This is a genomic window from Oleiphilus messinensis (assembly GCF_002162375.1).
In the GTDB taxonomy this organism is placed as follows: Bacteria; Pseudomonadota; Gammaproteobacteria; order Pseudomonadales; family Oleiphilaceae; genus Oleiphilus; species Oleiphilus messinensis.
This window is the reverse complement of sequence record NZ_CP021425.1, coordinates 3,216,504-3,232,525: the sequence shown is the minus strand read 5'-3', so window position 1 is coordinate 3,232,525 and position 16,022 is coordinate 3,216,504. Positions and strand designations below refer to the sequence as shown.

General features: G+C 46.9%; 15 protein-coding genes. 8 read left to right on the top strand and 7 right to left on the bottom strand.

The genetic code is table 11. The annotated features are described in order from the left end of the window. Positions 1-4: 4 nt before the first annotated feature. The 7 genes from OLMES_RS14040 to OLMES_RS14010 form a co-directional block, all read right to left on the bottom strand. Positions 5-2,119 (bottom strand): acetyl/propionyl/methylcrotonyl-CoA carboxylase subunit alpha, encoded by a 2,115-nt coding sequence (locus OLMES_RS14040; protein ID WP_087461846.1) that lies wholly within the window; start codon positions 2,117-2,119, stop codon positions 5-7. Positions 2,120-2,162: 43 nt separating this feature from the next. Beyond that, positions 2,163-2,972, bottom strand: coding sequence for an enoyl-CoA hydratase-related protein (locus OLMES_RS14035; protein ID WP_087461845.1), 810 nt, complete (start codon positions 2,970-2,972; stop codon positions 2,163-2,165). A gap of 11 nt (positions 2,973-2,983) precedes the next feature. Beyond that, positions 2,984-4,591: a carboxyl transferase domain-containing protein gene (locus OLMES_RS14030; RefSeq protein WP_087461844.1), complete on the bottom strand. Its 1,608-nt coding sequence runs from the start codon at positions 4,589-4,591 to the stop codon at positions 2,984-2,986. Between the two features lie 80 nt (positions 4,592-4,671). Then, positions 4,672-5,835 carry an isovaleryl-CoA dehydrogenase gene (locus tag OLMES_RS14025; RefSeq protein ID WP_087461843.1) on the bottom strand — a complete coding sequence of 388 codons (1,164 nt, stop codon included), beginning with the start codon at positions 5,833-5,835 and terminating at the stop codon, positions 4,672-4,674. A gap of 1 nt (position 5,836) precedes the next feature. Then, the gene (locus OLMES_RS14020) at positions 5,837-6,229 is read right to left on the bottom strand and encodes a MerR family transcriptional regulator (RefSeq protein ID WP_087461842.1); all 393 of its coding nucleotides are present in this window, start codon (positions 6,227-6,229) and stop codon (positions 5,837-5,839) included. A 243-nt stretch (positions 6,230-6,472) separates the two neighbouring features. Next, positions 6,473-7,135 (bottom strand): transglutaminase-like cysteine peptidase, encoded by a 663-nt coding sequence (locus tag OLMES_RS14015; RefSeq protein ID WP_087461841.1) that lies wholly within the window; start codon positions 7,133-7,135, stop codon positions 6,473-6,475. A gap of 185 nt (positions 7,136-7,320) precedes the next feature. Further along, positions 7,321-8,007: a type II secretion system protein N gene (locus OLMES_RS14010; RefSeq protein ID WP_087461840.1), complete on the bottom strand. Its 687-nt coding sequence runs from the start codon at positions 8,005-8,007 to the stop codon at positions 7,321-7,323. Between the two features lie 338 nt (positions 8,008-8,345). Here OLMES_RS14010 and gspE point away from each other — a divergent pair, with 338 nt between their 5' ends. From gspE to gspL, 8 genes are all read left to right on the top strand, one after another. Continuing rightward, positions 8,346-9,845, top strand: a complete 1,500-nt coding sequence (gene gspE / locus OLMES_RS14005; protein WP_087461839.1) for a type II secretion system ATPase GspE — start codon at positions 8,346-8,348, stop codon at positions 9,843-9,845. Between the two features lie 106 nt (positions 9,846-9,951). Further along, on the top strand, positions 9,952-11,169 hold the full coding sequence (gene gspF, locus OLMES_RS14000; protein ID WP_087461838.1) for a type II secretion system inner membrane protein GspF: 1,218 nt from the start codon (positions 9,952-9,954) through the stop codon (positions 11,167-11,169). A 118-nt stretch (positions 11,170-11,287) separates the two neighbouring features. Then, positions 11,288-11,761, top strand: coding sequence for a type II secretion system major pseudopilin GspG (gspG, locus tag OLMES_RS13995; protein ID WP_087461837.1), 474 nt, complete (start codon positions 11,288-11,290; stop codon positions 11,759-11,761). 76 nt (positions 11,762-11,837) lie between these two features. Next, entirely contained in the window at positions 11,838-12,443 is a 606-nt protein-coding gene (gene gspH, locus OLMES_RS13990) for a type II secretion system minor pseudopilin GspH (protein WP_087461836.1), read from the top strand. Further along, the gene (gene gspI, locus OLMES_RS13985; RefSeq protein WP_087461835.1) at positions 12,427-12,843 is read left to right on the top strand and encodes a type II secretion system minor pseudopilin GspI; all 417 of its coding nucleotides are present in this window, start codon (positions 12,427-12,429) and stop codon (positions 12,841-12,843) included. Before gspH ends, gspI begins: the two co-directional genes overlap by 17 nt. After that, entirely contained in the window at positions 12,821-13,573 is a 753-nt protein-coding gene (gene gspJ, locus OLMES_RS13980; protein WP_157678306.1) for a type II secretion system minor pseudopilin GspJ, read from the top strand. Before gspI ends, gspJ begins: the two co-directional genes overlap by 23 nt. After that, entirely contained in the window at positions 13,503-14,603 is a 1,101-nt protein-coding gene (gene gspK, locus OLMES_RS13975) for a type II secretion system minor pseudopilin GspK (RefSeq protein ID WP_087461833.1), read from the top strand. The genes gspJ and gspK overlap by 71 nt, the downstream gene beginning before the upstream one ends. 51 nt (positions 14,604-14,654) lie before the next feature. After that, entirely contained in the window at positions 14,655-15,977 is a 1,323-nt protein-coding gene (gspL, locus tag OLMES_RS13970) for a type II secretion system protein GspL (RefSeq protein ID WP_087461832.1), read from the top strand. Positions 15,978-16,022 lie beyond the last annotated feature (45 nt).

The following is a 16,022-nucleotide window of genomic DNA, read 5'->3' as shown; positions in this document are numbered from 1 at the left end:
GTGACTAATCCTCCCCGGAATCTGAGATTGGCGCTTCAGCGGGTTGTAGTTCAATCAATTCTTGACCTTCCTCGACAAGGTCGTTCGGGTGACAGCACACTTGCACGACATGGCCATCAAAAGGCGCCGTCATGGTGTGTTCCATTTTCATCGCTTCCATTATAACGAGCGGTGTTCCCTTTTTAACCGCAAGGCCTTGTCGGGCAAGCACCATGCTGATCTTTCCGTGCATGGGGGCGACCAGGTTGTTCTGATTCTGCTGGTCTTCGTGAAGCGCGTGGGTTTGTGAGCGTTCGAATGTCCAGCACTCTCCCTCATGGAAAATCTTTAAATGGCCTTCGTTGACAATGGAATTAATCATTATCGTCCGATTTGGGAGTTGAGCCATCAAAGTATCGTTATGGCGTTGTGTCCGGATGTCAATTTTGGTCTCAATTTCAAGTGCAAGACCGTCGGGTTCTGGATCTGGTCCGGGTAGCAGGGTAAAAGATCGCCCTTTACTGCGATTGCTCTGGGCATAGTCAGCGTTAAATTCCTCGCTCGTAGCTTGAAAAATACACTGGAAATGGAACGATGAATTACCGTAGTAGAGTTTGAGGTGCTGTTGGTGACCATTTGTCGCCGTCCAGGCATCATTCAATTGCCACGGAGAATAACAGTCGCTAGAGCTAACCGGCGGTGCTGTTTGCTGTTCCATTGTGTGATTGATCAGCGCAATTGCTGCTTGCAATAATATATCCCGGGACACAGTCGATGGTGAGATCAACGCATCAAGGTTATCGTTGATGAAGTGTGTGCTCAGTTTTGTTTGGTGAAAATCACCTGATTTAAGAATGTTTCCAAGGAAGCTTAAATTCGTTTCAAGTCCGCTGACCTGTGTCCCATGGATCATTTTCCCCATGCGCGTGATGGCTTGATTTCGGTTAGCGCCTCTGCAAATCAGTTTTGCCAGCATCGGGTCGTAATACACCGAAATCTCGTCTCCCTGTCGAACGCCGGTATCGACGCGGAGGTCAGGTTCTTCGTTAGAGGTGTGGGGGAATTTAAGGTGTTCAAGGTAGCCTGCATCCGGAATAAAGCCTTTGGCTGTATCTTCAGCATACAGGCGGCATTCTATCGCGTGGCCGTGTGTTTTAATATCTTCCTGGCTCAAGGGTAATGGCTCTCCCGATGCGACTCGAATTTGCCATTCAACAAGGTCAACCCCCGTAATCATTTCGGTCACGGGATGCTCAACCTGAAGGCGAGTGTTCATCTCCATGAAATAGAAATTCTCGGCAGAGTCCAACAAAAATTCAATTGTACCCGCACCAATGTAATCGATTGCTTCTGCGCAGCGCAGCGCAGCTTCACCCATATTTCTTCTGGTTTCTGGTGTTATGTTGGGTGCTGGTGCTTCTTCGATGACCTTTTGGTGTCGCCTCTGGATGGAACAATCCCGGTCCTGAAGGAATACGCCGCTCTTGTGGTGATCAAAAAATACTTGGACCTCGACATGTCTTGGCGAGGCTATATATTTTTCTATTAAAATGTGGTCATCACCAAATGCTTTGTGTGCTTCCCTCTTGGCAGCGGACAGGGCAGCTTGAAATGTTTCGTCGCATTCGACAACCCGCATGCCCTTTCCACCCCCGCCTAAAGAGGCTTTCAGTAAAACCGGGTAGCCTATTGCTCTGGCTTGCTCCTGGAGGTAACCCGTATCTTGATTGGCTCCGTGATACCCTGGAATTAAAGGTACATTCGCAACCTGGAGTCTGCTTTTGGCTTCACTCTTACTACCCATCGCAGCAATGGATGTCGATTTTGGGCCGATGAATACAATGTTTTCTTGCTCACAGCGTGCGGCAAATTGTGCATTTTCCGACAAGAATCCATACCCGGGATGGATTGCCTCCGCGCCAGACGCTTTTGCGATCGCGATTATTTTGTCGATAGCGAGATAGCTTTCGGATACAGTGGCGGGACCGACACGGTAAGCTTCATCTGCTTCATGTACAAAGAGGCTGTTGCAGTCTATGTCTGAATAGATGGCAACGGTTTCGATTCCCATTTTTTTTGCAGTGCGAATGACCCGGCGGGCAATTTCACCTCGATTCGCGATTAATAATTTTGTAAACATGGGGCTTCTCGTTTGCGTTTTATTCTAAATCGTTAAATGCAGCTCAGCCGTTCCAATTTGGTGATCTGCGTTCGAAAAATGCGGACATACCTTCTTGACCTTCTTCAGCAACCCGCAATGTTGCGATCAAATTGCAGGTATAATCGGAGATAGACTCGGTATCAGTTTCGATTGAAACACGCTTAATCAAATGCTTTGTAGCGAGCAGTGCGCTTGGCGCATTTTGGGAAACTTGTTGACACCAGGTTTGTATTTGCTCATCAACCTCTGTTTCGGTGACGAATACTGAATGAACAAGATTTAATTCAAGCGCTTTTTTAGCCTCAAATCGTTCTGCGGTTAGGAAATAGCGGCGCGCCTGTCTCACCCCGATCGCTTCAATAACAAACGGACTGATGACTGCAGGGCTGAGCCCCAGTTTGACTTCACTCAAACAAAACCTGGCATCAGCCGTCGCCGCGACAATATCACAACAGGCGATCAAACCGATTGCCCCGCCATAGGCTGCACCCTGGACCCGTGCGATGGTCACCTTGCTACAGTTATTCAATGTTTGCATCAAGTGCGCAAGCTGCTTTGCATCGGCAAAATTGTAATCATAGTTTTCATTGGCCATGCTCTTCATCCACTGAAGGTCTGCCCCTGCCGAGAAATGTTTGCCATTCGCCTGCAACACAATAACGCGAACATTTTTGTCCTGTTCTGCTGTTGTTACTGCCGTCGTTATCAGGCGGATGAGTTCGGCATCGAACGCATTGCTAACGTCTGGTTTGTTCAGTGTTAATTTTGCCACTGACCCTTCGACCTGGAAGAGTAGAGGGCTGTCGGTACGCTGGTTTTTCAAATTTGACATGGTTACTTACCTTACATTCTAAACACACCAAATCGTGTTTCAGCAATTGGAGCGTTGTGGCTGATCGAGAGTGCCAGGCCCAGTACTCTGCGAGTATCAGAAGGGTCGATTACGCCATCATCCCAAAGTCTGGCGCTGGCGTAGAATGGATGTGATTGCTGTTCGAACTGGTCGAGAATCGGTGCTTTGAATTTGTGTTCGGCTTGCTCCGACCAGGTTTCGCCCCTTCGTTCGATACCGTCGCGCTTTACCCGTGCAAGTACACCCGCGGCCTGTTCTCCACCCATAACCGAAATTCGGGCATTGGGCCACATCCATAGAAATCTTGGATGATAGGCTCGTCCACACATGCCATAATTACCGGCACCAAAGCTGCCGCCCAGGATGACGGTCAGTTTAGGGACTTGGGCGCAGGCTACGGCATTGACGAGTTTTGCACCGTGCTTTGCGATGCCTCCTTCCTCGTATTTTTTTCCGACCATGAAACCGGTAATATTCTGTAGAAAGAGTAAGGGAATTTTTCTCTGGCAGCATAATTCGATAAAATGCGCCCCTTTCTGAGCGGACTCAGAAAAAAGTACGCCATTGTTGGCAATGATGCCTACCGGGTAACCCCAGATTCGGGCGAAACCGCAGACCAGCGTCGAGCCAAACTGCTTTTTGAATTCATCGAAGTCGGATTCATCAATGATTCGAGCAATCACTTCACGTACATCGTACGGCGTTTTTACGTCGACGGGTACAACACCACGAAGCTCTTCCGGGGCGTATTTGGGGTCTCTGGGCTCGCGAACATCCCCATTGACTTGCTTTGTTCGATTAATGCGTGAAATACAGTTCCGGGCAATTTGTAATGCATGCTCTTCCGTTTCCGCGTAGTGATCTGCAACACCGGAGATCTTGCAGTGGATGTCGGCACCGCCAAGATCTTCTGCACTGACATCCTCGCCTGTGGCAGCTTTAACCAAGGGGGGGCCCGCAAGAAATATGGTCGATTGTTGCTTGACCATTATGCTTTCATCGGCCATCGCGGGAACGTAAGCACCACCCGCGGTACACAGGCCCAGTACCACGGCGATTTGCGGAATTCCTTTCGCCGACATGGTCGCTTGCCGGTAAAATATATTGCCAAAATGGTTTTCATCCGGGAAAACATCGTCCTGCTGTGGCAAGTTCGCACCGCCGGAGTCGACGAGGTAAATGCAGGGCAGGTTATTTTCTTCAGCGATTGTTTGTGCCCTTAAGTGCTTTTTTACCGACATCGGGTAGTATGTTCCGCCTTTTACGGTGGAATCGTTTGCGACAATCATACACTCGATACCATTGACTCGGCCGATACCTGCTATTACGCCTGCTGCAGGGACATTATCCGGGTATACCTCATGGGCGGCCAATGGTGAGAGTTCCAGAAACGGTGACCCGGGATCAAGCAGCACTCTGATCCGTTCTCTCGGCAATAGCTTCCCCTTTGCAATGTGGCGTTCCTGTGCCGGGCGGCCACCACCTTCAAGTACGTTCGCCAAGGTGGTTTGAAGGTTTTCAACCAGACTTGTCATTTGCTGATATCGAGTTTGATATTCAGTTGAGTTGGTTGCTATTTTGCTCAACAGAGTGGTCATATCGGTAGATCCTGTGATTCTGGTGTCGGGTGCGAAACGCTTTACTTATGCAGACGTTGTGATTGTCATAAAATCATTGTTCAGCTGGTTTCTTTGAACAGTTCCCGACCGATAAGCATACGTCGAATTTCTGAAGTACCAGCGCCTATTTCATATAATTTGGCATCTCTCAGGAATCGCCCGGTTGGGAAGTCGTTGATATAGCCATTGCCACCGAGTATTTGGATCGCTTCAAGTGCGCACCGTGTTGCAGCTTCTGCACAGTAGAGGATGACACCTGCAGCATCTTTTCGTGTTGTTTCGCCTCGGTCACAGGATTGTGCTACAGCGTAGAGGTAGGCACGACTTACGTTGAGCGTGGTATACAGGTCTGCGACTTTTCCCTGAATAAGCTGGAACTCACCGATTGATTGGCCAAACTGTTTACGTTCATGAATATAAGGGATAATTTGATCGAGGCAGGCTTGCATGAGTCCGACTGGGCCACCGGATAGTACAACCCGTTCAAAGTCCAACCCACTCATCAGCACTTTTACGCCATTGTTTTCACCACCTAAAACATTCTCTCCAGGGACTTCACAATCCTGAAAAACCAGTTCGCAGGTGTTTGAGCCTCGCATGCCGAGTTTGTCGAGCTTGGGTGATCTGGAAAAACCGGGGAAATCACGTTCTACGATGAATGCAGTAATCCCATGGGGCCCCGCCGTTACGTCTGTTTTTGCGTAGATCACATAAGTATTTGCATCGGGCCCGTTCGTGATCCACATTTTGTTGCCGTTCAACAGATAGCGGTCGCCTTTTTTGTCGGCGCGGAGCTTCATGCTCACGACGTCACTTCCGGCGTTAGGTTCGCTCATTGCGAGGGCGCCAATATGGTCACCGGATACCAGTTTCGGGAGGTATTTCTGTTTTTGTGTTTCGTTGCCATTTCTGAATATTTGATTCACACACAGATTTGAATGTGCTCCGTAGCTCAGACCGATTGATGCCGAACCTCGACTGATCTCTTCCATTGCCAGAGTGTGGGCAAGGTAACCCAGTTTGGTGCCACCATACTCTTCATCAACGGTCATCCCGAGCAAGCCCATGTCACCGAATTTTTTCCAAAGGTGATTTGGGAATTCATTTTCCTTGTCTGTTTTGTCGGCGATTGGTGCAACTTCTTTTTCGACAAACTGTCGTGTTTGGTCACGGAGTAGTTCGATGGTTTCGTCAAAGCCGAAGTTTAAAGAGTTGTAATACATTTTATTTTTCCTTTATTTGGGCTTGGTTCAGTGCGTCCAGACAGCGATTTTCCGCTTCATCGAGTTCATGTTGCATAACGCGGATGTCGTGTAGTTGTTGTTCCAGTGCGGTTCTTTTTTCGATTATTTTGTTAAGCAGTGATTGTAGCTGCTTGATATTTCCGCTTTTAGGGTCGTACATAGCGATCAATTCACGGGACTCCGCCAAGCTGAAGCCGAGCCGTTTGCCTCGTAATATGAGTTTCAGGTTGACCCGATCCTGATCGCTGTATATCCGTGTTTGCCCTTGTCGCTCCGGGCTCAAGAGTCCCTCGGATTCGTAAAATCGTATCGTGCGTGTAGTGATGTCGAATTCTTTGGCCAACTCGCTGATTGAATACGTTTTAGGCGTCATATTAAATTGCTCTGGATATATCGGTGCCACTGAGTAAGTACTTAGCCACTGTAGTTAATGTAAAAAGTATTTTTGCTGTTTTCGTTAAAGACTATTATTTCGCTAGTTTACGTTAACGTCAACGTAAAGTTTGGTATAAACAGAAAAATCGACCGAGGGATTAGTTATGAATTGGTGAAAATATTTTTATCTAGAGAGAAAATGTATCGCTAAAACAGCAATAAAGAGTGTATATCAGATAAATTACTTTAACTCGTTCAATAAGCGTTTGTTTACGTCCATCCAGCGATCAAGTTTGTCTGCGTTCCCAATTCGTTTCCCTTGACCCCGGAGTCGCGACAACCACAGTCCTTCACCGTTAAAGCTGTATACCGGAGCGAGATCGGTGCGGGCGGAAGCCGGTTTAATCTGTTTGTTAAGATTGTCGAGTATCAGTGGGTCGGCGTCCGGCGTGGGGTAGTATGCCAGAACCATGTGAGCTTGATTCAAGGTGAGCGCTTTGACATAGGTAATCCGCATTTTTTCTTCGGATATGCCCATGTCTTTCAAGGTGAAGTATTTTGCAATCGAGTAGTCTTCACAGTCACCGGCATTTGTGATTAACATTTCAACGGGCGTTGCCCAGTAATCTTCGCGCCCCCAGTGTTTTATGTCGGAAATAAAGACTCTTTGGTTAAAAAAGTCGTTAACCAGGGAAACCTGTTCCAATTCGGGTAATGCCTTGTTGGTATTGGCGAGTTTTTGCCAGTCAACCAGGCGTAATCTGGCGTCAGTGCCAAACTTTTCTTCTACATAGGCCAATAGCCCGGCATTGAGCTCAATCGCGAGTGCAATTGGAGCAATACAGGCGAACAAGTAGAAATATTTGGTAATGTTGAGTGATAAAAAAGATGTAAGTCGAAGCATACATTCACTATAGCGGAAAAATGCCAGAATTCTGGGAATATCCCATTATCGTGATGCACATAACTTGCTTGGTATCAGAAACACGTTCGAACTGTGCAATTATTGCCTGCCTTTGTTGTCAGCAATAATTATCTGCAACTACGGTTTGATACGGTAGCTTTAAGTGCGCAGCGGGATTGAGTGCTCTATTGGCGCGACAGGTTCATGCGTTTACGAAGTTCTTCAAGTTTTTCACGAATTTGCGCTTTACGCTCTTCGGAGAGACCATTGCTTGCGGGTGATTGCTCGCTCTCCTCTTCCGGTTCCATTGCCTGGGAAGCACGGTCCTCAGCATACTGAGTGCTGTAGTCCGGCTCAGGTTCGGGATCTGGCTCAGGTTCAAATGCCACAAATCCGGTGTCGGACAGTTCCGGAAAATAAAGGTTTTCCAAAACGCCGTTGCGGCTCAATACCACGCGTTGCGGGTATACAGCGTGTAAAGCGGTATTTCCCGCAATGCTTTCGCCAATTTGATAGGTTTCGGTTTTACGATCAGGCCCTTCAATCAGTGCGCTGGCGACCTTGTTCTCATCTGAATAAGAAACGCCTCTCAAGGTCAGTTTGAGATTGGTTTGCGGTAGATTTTCAGTATCCTGTTGTACCGGCTTCGGTTGAGTCTGGGCGGCAGGATTTCCAAAAAGATTATACTGCTGGATGTTGATTTTCAGGTTAGTCTGGATGTTTGTGGGGCGCGTTTCGATAACAGGTTTTGTTTGTTTTTCAACACTCAGATCTTGGTAGAAATTCAGTCCCTGATAGGACAAGGATGCGACCATGAGCATGACAAGGATGATAAGCGCCACTAAATGGAAATTGCGGGTAATTAAGGCCATATTGATGTCGTTTGTTTGCTTAGCGGGTAATGGTCACAAATAATGATCAGTCTGAGTCGGCGAATAGTATTGCAAAACTGCACGCCAAGGAAGCGAAAAGTTGCTGATTACCAACCTGATCACAGCTCCGATACAATTACAAAGCGTTAACTTGTATGTGTTAGAGGGCAGGTTAGAATAAGATTTCCGCGCAGTGTTACATTATTGTCACATATTTGGCACAGTATGTAGGCACTTTTCGAGGCGCTGTATTGGCGCGTGTTAAATGCTTGCAGTTTAGCAGCAGCTCCCGTTTCGTCTGGAATAATAATTTAGAATATCGACTGGTACATTGTCGTATGACAGAGAATAGAATTGAACATTTTGACCGGTTGCCGTTTGCGTTCGCCAAGCGGCACGGCGTAGTCCTGGCGCTGACCGAGGATAAGTCAGGCGGCACTCAAGCCCTTTACTTCAAGCCTGGAATCAATATTTCGGCCATCGTTGAAGTAAACCGAATGACCGGCGGGAAAATCCCGTTTGAAGAGGTCAGTGAAGCGGACTTTGATCAAATATTGTCCCAGGCATATCAAAATGATTCTGCCGAAGCGATGCAAATGGTAGAAGGATTGGGGGATGAGCTAGATCTGGCTCGTCTGGCGGACTCTGTCCCGGAAACAGAAGATCTCCTCGAGCAGGAGGATGATGCTCCTATCATTCGACTTATAAATGCGATTCTTACGGAAGCAATTAAAACGTCCGCATCCGATATTCATATTGAAACGTTCGAAAAACAACTGGTTGTCCGGTTTCGCGTGGATGGAGTGTTGCGTGAAGTGGTTAAGCCAAAGCGAGCGCTTGCACCTTTGTTGGTTTCCCGGATCAAAGTTATGTCCAAGCTGGATATCGCTGAAAAGCGCGTTCCACAAGATGGGCGAATTTCATTGCGTGTCGGAGGTCGTGAAGTTGATATCCGTGTTTCAACAATGCCTTCGGCCAATGGTGAACGAATTGTATTGCGACTTCTGGACAAGCAGGCAGGTCGTCTTAAACTGGAAGGGCTGGGAACCACCAAACGAGATTTCCAGATCCTGAAAGAGTTAATTCATCAGCCCCACGGTATTATTCTGGTTACTGGCCCAACGGGTTCAGGTAAAACCACCTCCCTGTATGCGGCTCTGTCTGAAATCAATGACAAGTCCCGAAACATCTTAACTGTTGAAGACCCTATCGAGTACAATCTGCCCGGCATTGGTCAAACGCAGGTCAACAATAAGGTTGATATGACCTTTGCGCGTGGATTAAGAGCCATTCTGCGTCAGGATCCTGACGTGGTTATGATCGGTGAGATCAGGGATCTTGAAACAGCAGAGATTGCAGTTCAAGCCAGTTTGACCGGGCATTTGGTGCTCTCAACCTTGCACACAAACTCTGCCGTTGGGGCCATTACACGCTTGATCGACATGGGGGTCGAGCCGTTTCTGATTTCATCAAGTATCATCGGTATTGTCGCTCAGCGTCTTGTTCGGGTCTTGTGCAAAGAGTGTCGAGAGCCGTATACCCCCGATGAGGAATACTGTCGATACTTGGGAGTGGATGCAACTAACCCTCCGACAGTTTATCGGGCAACCGGGTGTTCGGAGTGTAATCACCTCGGCTATCGAGGCCGCCTCGGTATTTATGAAGTGGTTAAAATTGATGAAATTCTGAGGGATTTGATTCATCGCACAGCAGGCGAGATGGAACTTGAGAAACAGGCACGCAAGCTGGGCCCAAGTATTCATCAAGATGGTGTCGATAAAATATTACGCGGAATTACATCCATAGATGAAGTCGTACGGGTCACCCATAAAGGTTAAGTACAATTCTAGGAATAAGTAGAATTGTAGGAATAAGTACAATTGTAGGAATAAGTACAACGATACAGATGGTGTTTATGATGGACCTAAGTAAGGCCTTGTAGTTATGGCGGCATTCGAATTTAAAGCGCTGGATAGTAATGGGCGCCAAAAAAAAGGAATTCTGGAGGCGGATAGTGCCCGGCAGGTGAGGCAGCAACTCCGGGACAAGGGCTGGTCACCGCTTGAGGTGGAGCTGACTTCGGAAAAGCACAAAGCTTCGGATCAGGGTATTCAGCGTCGGGGAACAAGTCTTGGTGCGGCAGACCTCGCGCTTGTAACCCGCCAGATTGCAACCTTGTCGCAATCCGGTATTCCCCTGGAAGAGGCGTTAAGTGCGGTTTCGCAACAAAATGAAAAACCCCGAATCAGAAGTTTAATGATGGCGGTTCGGGCTCGAGTTTTGGAAGGCTATACACTGGCCGATAGTCTTGGTGAGTTTCCCAATGCATTTCCGAAATTGTATCGGTCTACCGTTGCTGCCGGTGAACATGCAGGTCATCTTGATCTGGTGTTAAACAAGCTTGCCGATTATACCGAGGCGCGCCAGCATTCCCGACAAAAAATACAGCTCGCCGCGATTTATCCGATTATTCTCACACTCGTGTCAATCACTATCGTGGTGTTTCTGCTCGCCTATGTTGTTCCCGATATCATAAAAGTGTTTGTGAATAATGGTCAGGAGCTACCGGGTTTGACCCAGGCGTTACTTGCAGCCAGTGACTTTTTAGTGGCTTACGGTGTGTATTTATTGATTGTTCTGGGTGTATGTATTGCCGGGTTCAGGTTTATGATGACCAAGAAGCCCTTTCGGTTATTGATCCACAAACAACTTCTGGAGTGGCCATTCATCAAGAAGATGTCACGGGGCATGAATGCTGCGCGGTATGTCAGCACGCTCAGTATACTGAATAGTAGTGGTGTGCCTTTGGTTGATGCTATGCGCATCTCCAGTGAAGTATTAAGTAATGAATACCTGAAAGAGTGCCTCGGCGAAGCCACGCAAACGGTCAGTGAGGGGGGGAGCTTGAATCGCTCTTTGGAGCAAACAGGCTATTTTCCTCCGATGATGATCCACATGATTGCCAGTGGTGAATCATCCGGTGAGCTTGATCAGATGCTTGATCGTACTGCGCGGAATCAGGATGCTGAGCTCGAAGGGTTGGTAACCACTATTGTGGGTCTGTTTGAGCCACTCATGTTGTTATTTATGGGGGGCGTTGTCATGATAATTGTTTTGGCGATTATGTTGCCAATTCTGAATATGAGCAATCTGGTTGGATAATCTTCTTGAACAAAGAGGACGTGGTAATTTGCGCTTTCAATCGAGCGCTTTTGTAGAATTCAGTTGAGCTGGAAGCGTAGTATAAATTTAGGGTATTTGAGTAACAGGAAAAGCGAAAATGAGATCATTTAAATCTGTGGGGCGTGCAAATCTGTCAACTGGGTTCAGAGCTAAAAGCTCGGGTTTTACCCTGATCGAAATCATGGTTGTTATGGTAATACTCGGGCTTTTAGTGGCCATTGTTGCACCCAACGTGCTGAATCAAGGTGATAAAGCACGAGTAGGTACGGTTAAAGCGCAGTTGCGAAATATTGGAAATGCTTTAGATCTCTACAAATTAGATAATTACAATTACCCCAGCACTGAACAAGGGCTTGAAGCACTGGTCACCAAACCGTCAGGATTTCCTGAACCAAAAAACTGGAACAAAGACGGGTATTTGCCGAGTGTTCCGAAAGATGCGTGGGATAACCCATACCAGTATTTTGCACCGGGTAGCAGTGGTCCTTTCGACCTGTATTCATACGGCGCCGACGGCAAGGAAGGTGGTGAGGGCGATGCGGCAGATATTACGTTCAATAATCTGGATTAAACGATAGTGTTGTCCAAAATACGCAGTCCGCTACGCCAAGTATTGATAAAAAGCCATTATCAAGTCTGGAAATAACATGCTGATCGCACAATCAGGAGCGCTTTGTTCAATTCAACCCCGTGTTGCTTTCAAAAGCAAGTCCGCAGGCTTTACCTTGATTGAAATATTGGTGGTCGTCGTTTTAATCGGGCTGTTGGCGAGTGTTGCTGTAGTAACAATCTCATCAAATTCTTTAAATCGAGATCTTGAAGAACAGAGTCGCAAGCTGCATGCATTTCTGATGTTAAGTCTGGAGGAGGCTGTTCTCAGAAACACCGAGATCGGTCTAACCATAGACAGTGAAGGTTATGAGTTCCTGCAATATGAGGATCGAAAGCAGCGATGGCTTACTGCTGGTGTAGAATTTCTGAGGCCCGTAAAATTCCCTGAATGGCTTGCGATTGAACTGGAAAGGGAAGTCGGTGAAAAGGTCAGTTTGGGCGACAGCGAAGACGAAGTAAATGACCAAGAAGATCTGAAAATACCGGATATCATGCTGTTCTCAAGTGAAGAAGTGACACCCTTTAAAATATCGTTACAAATCGAAAATGATAGTGATGTTCAATATCGTATCTGGTCTAACGGATTTAACGGTATTCAGTTAGCGTTACCCGGTGAAGAGATTGATGAGTTTGAAAACTGATTCGGGGTCACTAAATCGCATAGGGGTTACCCGGCTGAGTGCTGGTTTCACGCTGCTTGAGGTTATGGTCGCTTTGACTATTTTTGCTATTGTCGCAGTGACAATCCAGAAAGCAAATTCTCAGTATGTCAATTCGGTGTTGAGAATTGAACATAAGACGTTGGCGGCACTGGTTGCTCAAAACACCATATCTGAATTGAGATTGAGTGGTAAGATCCCCAAAATTGGCCAATCGAAATCAAATTTGGATTTCGCGAATATAGAGTGGAATCTGATCACCAAAGTTATCGCCACACAGGATCCAAACATGGTTCGTGTAGAGCTGGAAGTGTTCCGGCGTCCTGACAGAGGGGACGCCATTAAAGAACTGGATTTCATTGGCTTTATCGGGCGGTATTGAAGTGATGGTACCCGGTAAAGAAAGTCAGGTAAATGGCTTCACGCTGATTGAGGTTCTTATCGCGATAACGATAACTGCTTTGATCGGGCTGGGGGTTTGGTCGGTTTTGAACATGACGATCAATACCCAAAAAACATTGATGAAAAGAACGGAACAGATTAAATCGCTCCAGCGTGCGTTCCTGGTTTTACAAAGAGATATGGTGCAGCTGACCAGCCGACCTGTTCGCACAGAATATGGCGATATGGATTATGCGCTGAGCACCCGTAACACCTTTTATAAATTGGAGCTAACCCGTCAGGGGTGGCGAAACCCCCTTAACCAGTTTCGAAGCGAATTACAACGTGTGGCCTACGAGTTTGCAGATAACAGGTTGACTCGCTGGTATTGGCCTGTTCTGGATCGAGCTCAGGATAGTCAGCCCCGGGAACAAGTGCTGCTTGAAGATGTTGATGACATCAAAATACAGTTTCTTGTACAGAATAATCGTTGGGTCAGTGAATGGCCCACAGATGGTAATGTAGGTGGAGATGACTCGACATACCGATTTTACACGTTACCCAAAGCGATCATGATTACCATGACTTCGCCACTTTTTGGCGAAGTCTACCAGACTTATCCCTTGGTCCAGTTTCGGCGGGGAACCGTCCAGGAGAAAGATGGCGGCGATGGAACTGGAGATGGTGATAGCAAGGGGGCAGGAGTTGATGGAGATCAGGTTGAAAAATAATTCTCCTTCAAGCTTTTCACCAGCTAAAACGACGCTGCCTCAATCCGGAAATGCGCCGGTTCGTGATCAAACGGGTGTTGCGCTGATAATCGTTATCTTTGTGATGGCGATTGTTATGATCATTGCTGGCAGTATGGCCCGACAACAAAATCTCTTTGTGAAGCGGTCAACGAATCAATTTATTCAGATGCAGGCCGTAGAATTGGCGCTTGGTGCAGAGGCGTTTGCACGACAAGTGCTTAAGCAGGATAGTGACGATGATCGTAAGAATAAAAAAATTGTCGATCATGAGAAGGAGGTTTGGGCAGAATATGCCGCAGCGCTACCGCTTGAATTAGGGACTATCGAAGTTCAGATTGATGATCTTCAGGGGCGCTTCAATCTTAACGAACTCGTAGATGCCAATGGTAAAGTCGTTAAGGAGCAGGTGATTTATTTTCAGGCTTTGCTTGATCGATTGGCTATTGAAAGTATTAATGCAGAGAAGATTGTAGACTGGATCGATCAGGACGATGAGAGTTATCAATACAAAGGAGCGGAAGAAGATGCCTACCTCATCTATGAGACCCCTTATCGCACAGCGAACAGCTGGTTTGCTCATGAAAGTGAGTTGCGATTGATTGATGGTATAACTGTGGCGGATTATCAGTTATTGTTGCCCCACATCAGTACATTGCCCACTGGGTCAGGAGGGGTAAATCTCAATACCTGCTCCAAAGCGCTGTTGATGGCAATTTCTGAAAAGGTCTCTGAGGCCGATGCAGAATCCGTCCTTGAGCTCCGTAAAGAAGATTATTTCGAATCCGTAGATGAGATGTTTCAGTTGGATGCTTTGAAAGGGGTTCCTCGACCTGCGACGGGATTTAAAGTGAATTCGGAGTATTTTGAAATATCGATCCGTATTCAGGTCGCAGACCAAGTTTCAAGAATGGTCGTCCAGGTTCATCGGGATAATCAGGGAAAAATGACGACCTTGAATCGTGACCAGGGTCAAAAATATATCATAACAAAAGAACAAGTCTTCTTGTGAAGTCTTGTATGAAAGTTGCTTGTGCACAGAAACGCGTTTGGATGATTCAGTATGGCTTATAAGCTCTTCTTAAAACCGATAACAGTACCTGCCGCACTTGGTGAGGAGGCCGCTGGCCTGTCTGCAGAGCCATTATTCAATTGGGTGTTAACGGATGCAACAGGTGAGCGCATAGCAGATGGTGCAGCGTTATCTGTTCAGGAAATTGCAACGGTGTTGCAGCAACAAAATGTATCCCAGGCTTCGGTCATCGGCGTGATTCCGGCAGAGCGTGTATTCACTGCAGAGGTCGCTGTCCCGGCCAAGCAGCAACGCTATGTCGCGCAAGCATTGCCTTTTGCTGTGGAGGAGTTGCTGGCTGAAGACCTTGAAGAAGTCCATCTGGTGCCAGGTAAAAAGAATAAAATTGGGAAATACCCTGTCGCAGTAATTAACAAAGCGTACTTTGCAGCCATTCTCGACGCGTTAAAAAGTTCAAACTTGGTATTGGATCAAGTTATTGCCGAGGGGGATATGGTGCCGTGGCAAGATGGTACTGTATCTGTGATTTTAGATGATCAACAGGCGTTGGTTAACTATGGGCAGCATGGGTTTTGTAAGGTAGATATCCGTAATCTTCCGCTTTTGATGGATTCAATTCGCCAAATGTTTGATGCCGGGGAGGTAAAAACAGATATTCCAGTGTCGATCTATTTACATGGTGCCGAAAAAGAGCAATATGCTATCGATCTCGCTGCAATTGAACAAATTTCAGGTATGGATCTCAAGCAGGATGTTTTTTCATCATCGTTGTTGTCTTTTCTGGTTGCAGGCAAATATTCCCGGAGTGATTCTCCATTGGATTTTTGTCTGGGGGAGTTCAAACAAAAGGAGGCGACCAATTCCCATTGGCGAAAATGGCTGGGTGTCGCTGCAGTGGGGTTCCTTTGGTTGGTCAGCGAGGTATCGTTGAATGTTGGTAAAGGTATTTATTATCAAACCCAAGCGGATAGTTTGAGGGCGTCAGCATTCCAGGAATACAAAAAGCATTTCCCTGACGACCGAAGGGTAACCGAGCATAATGTTAAGAAATATTTGGAATCCAAACTGAGAGCGGCTCAGAACCAGGGCGGGAACTTCGAATTCCTGAATGTGTTGTCTGAAGCCGGGCAGCATTATAAATCAGTTTCAAATAATGGGAAGTCCATTGAATTCAAGAGTATTAACTTCAGTGAGCAGCGCTCGGAATTGACACTTGAGTTAAATGCACAATCCCTGGATCAGTTGGATCGCCTCAAATCAGGTATTGCGGGTGAGGGTTACGAGGCTAAAATCAGCTCGGCAATAAAAGAAAAAGACTATATTCGGGGACGACTCACCGTAGCTCAGCGGTAAATCCAAGAGTAAGACCGAGATCCAGACAAGGCTTAATGATTCAGG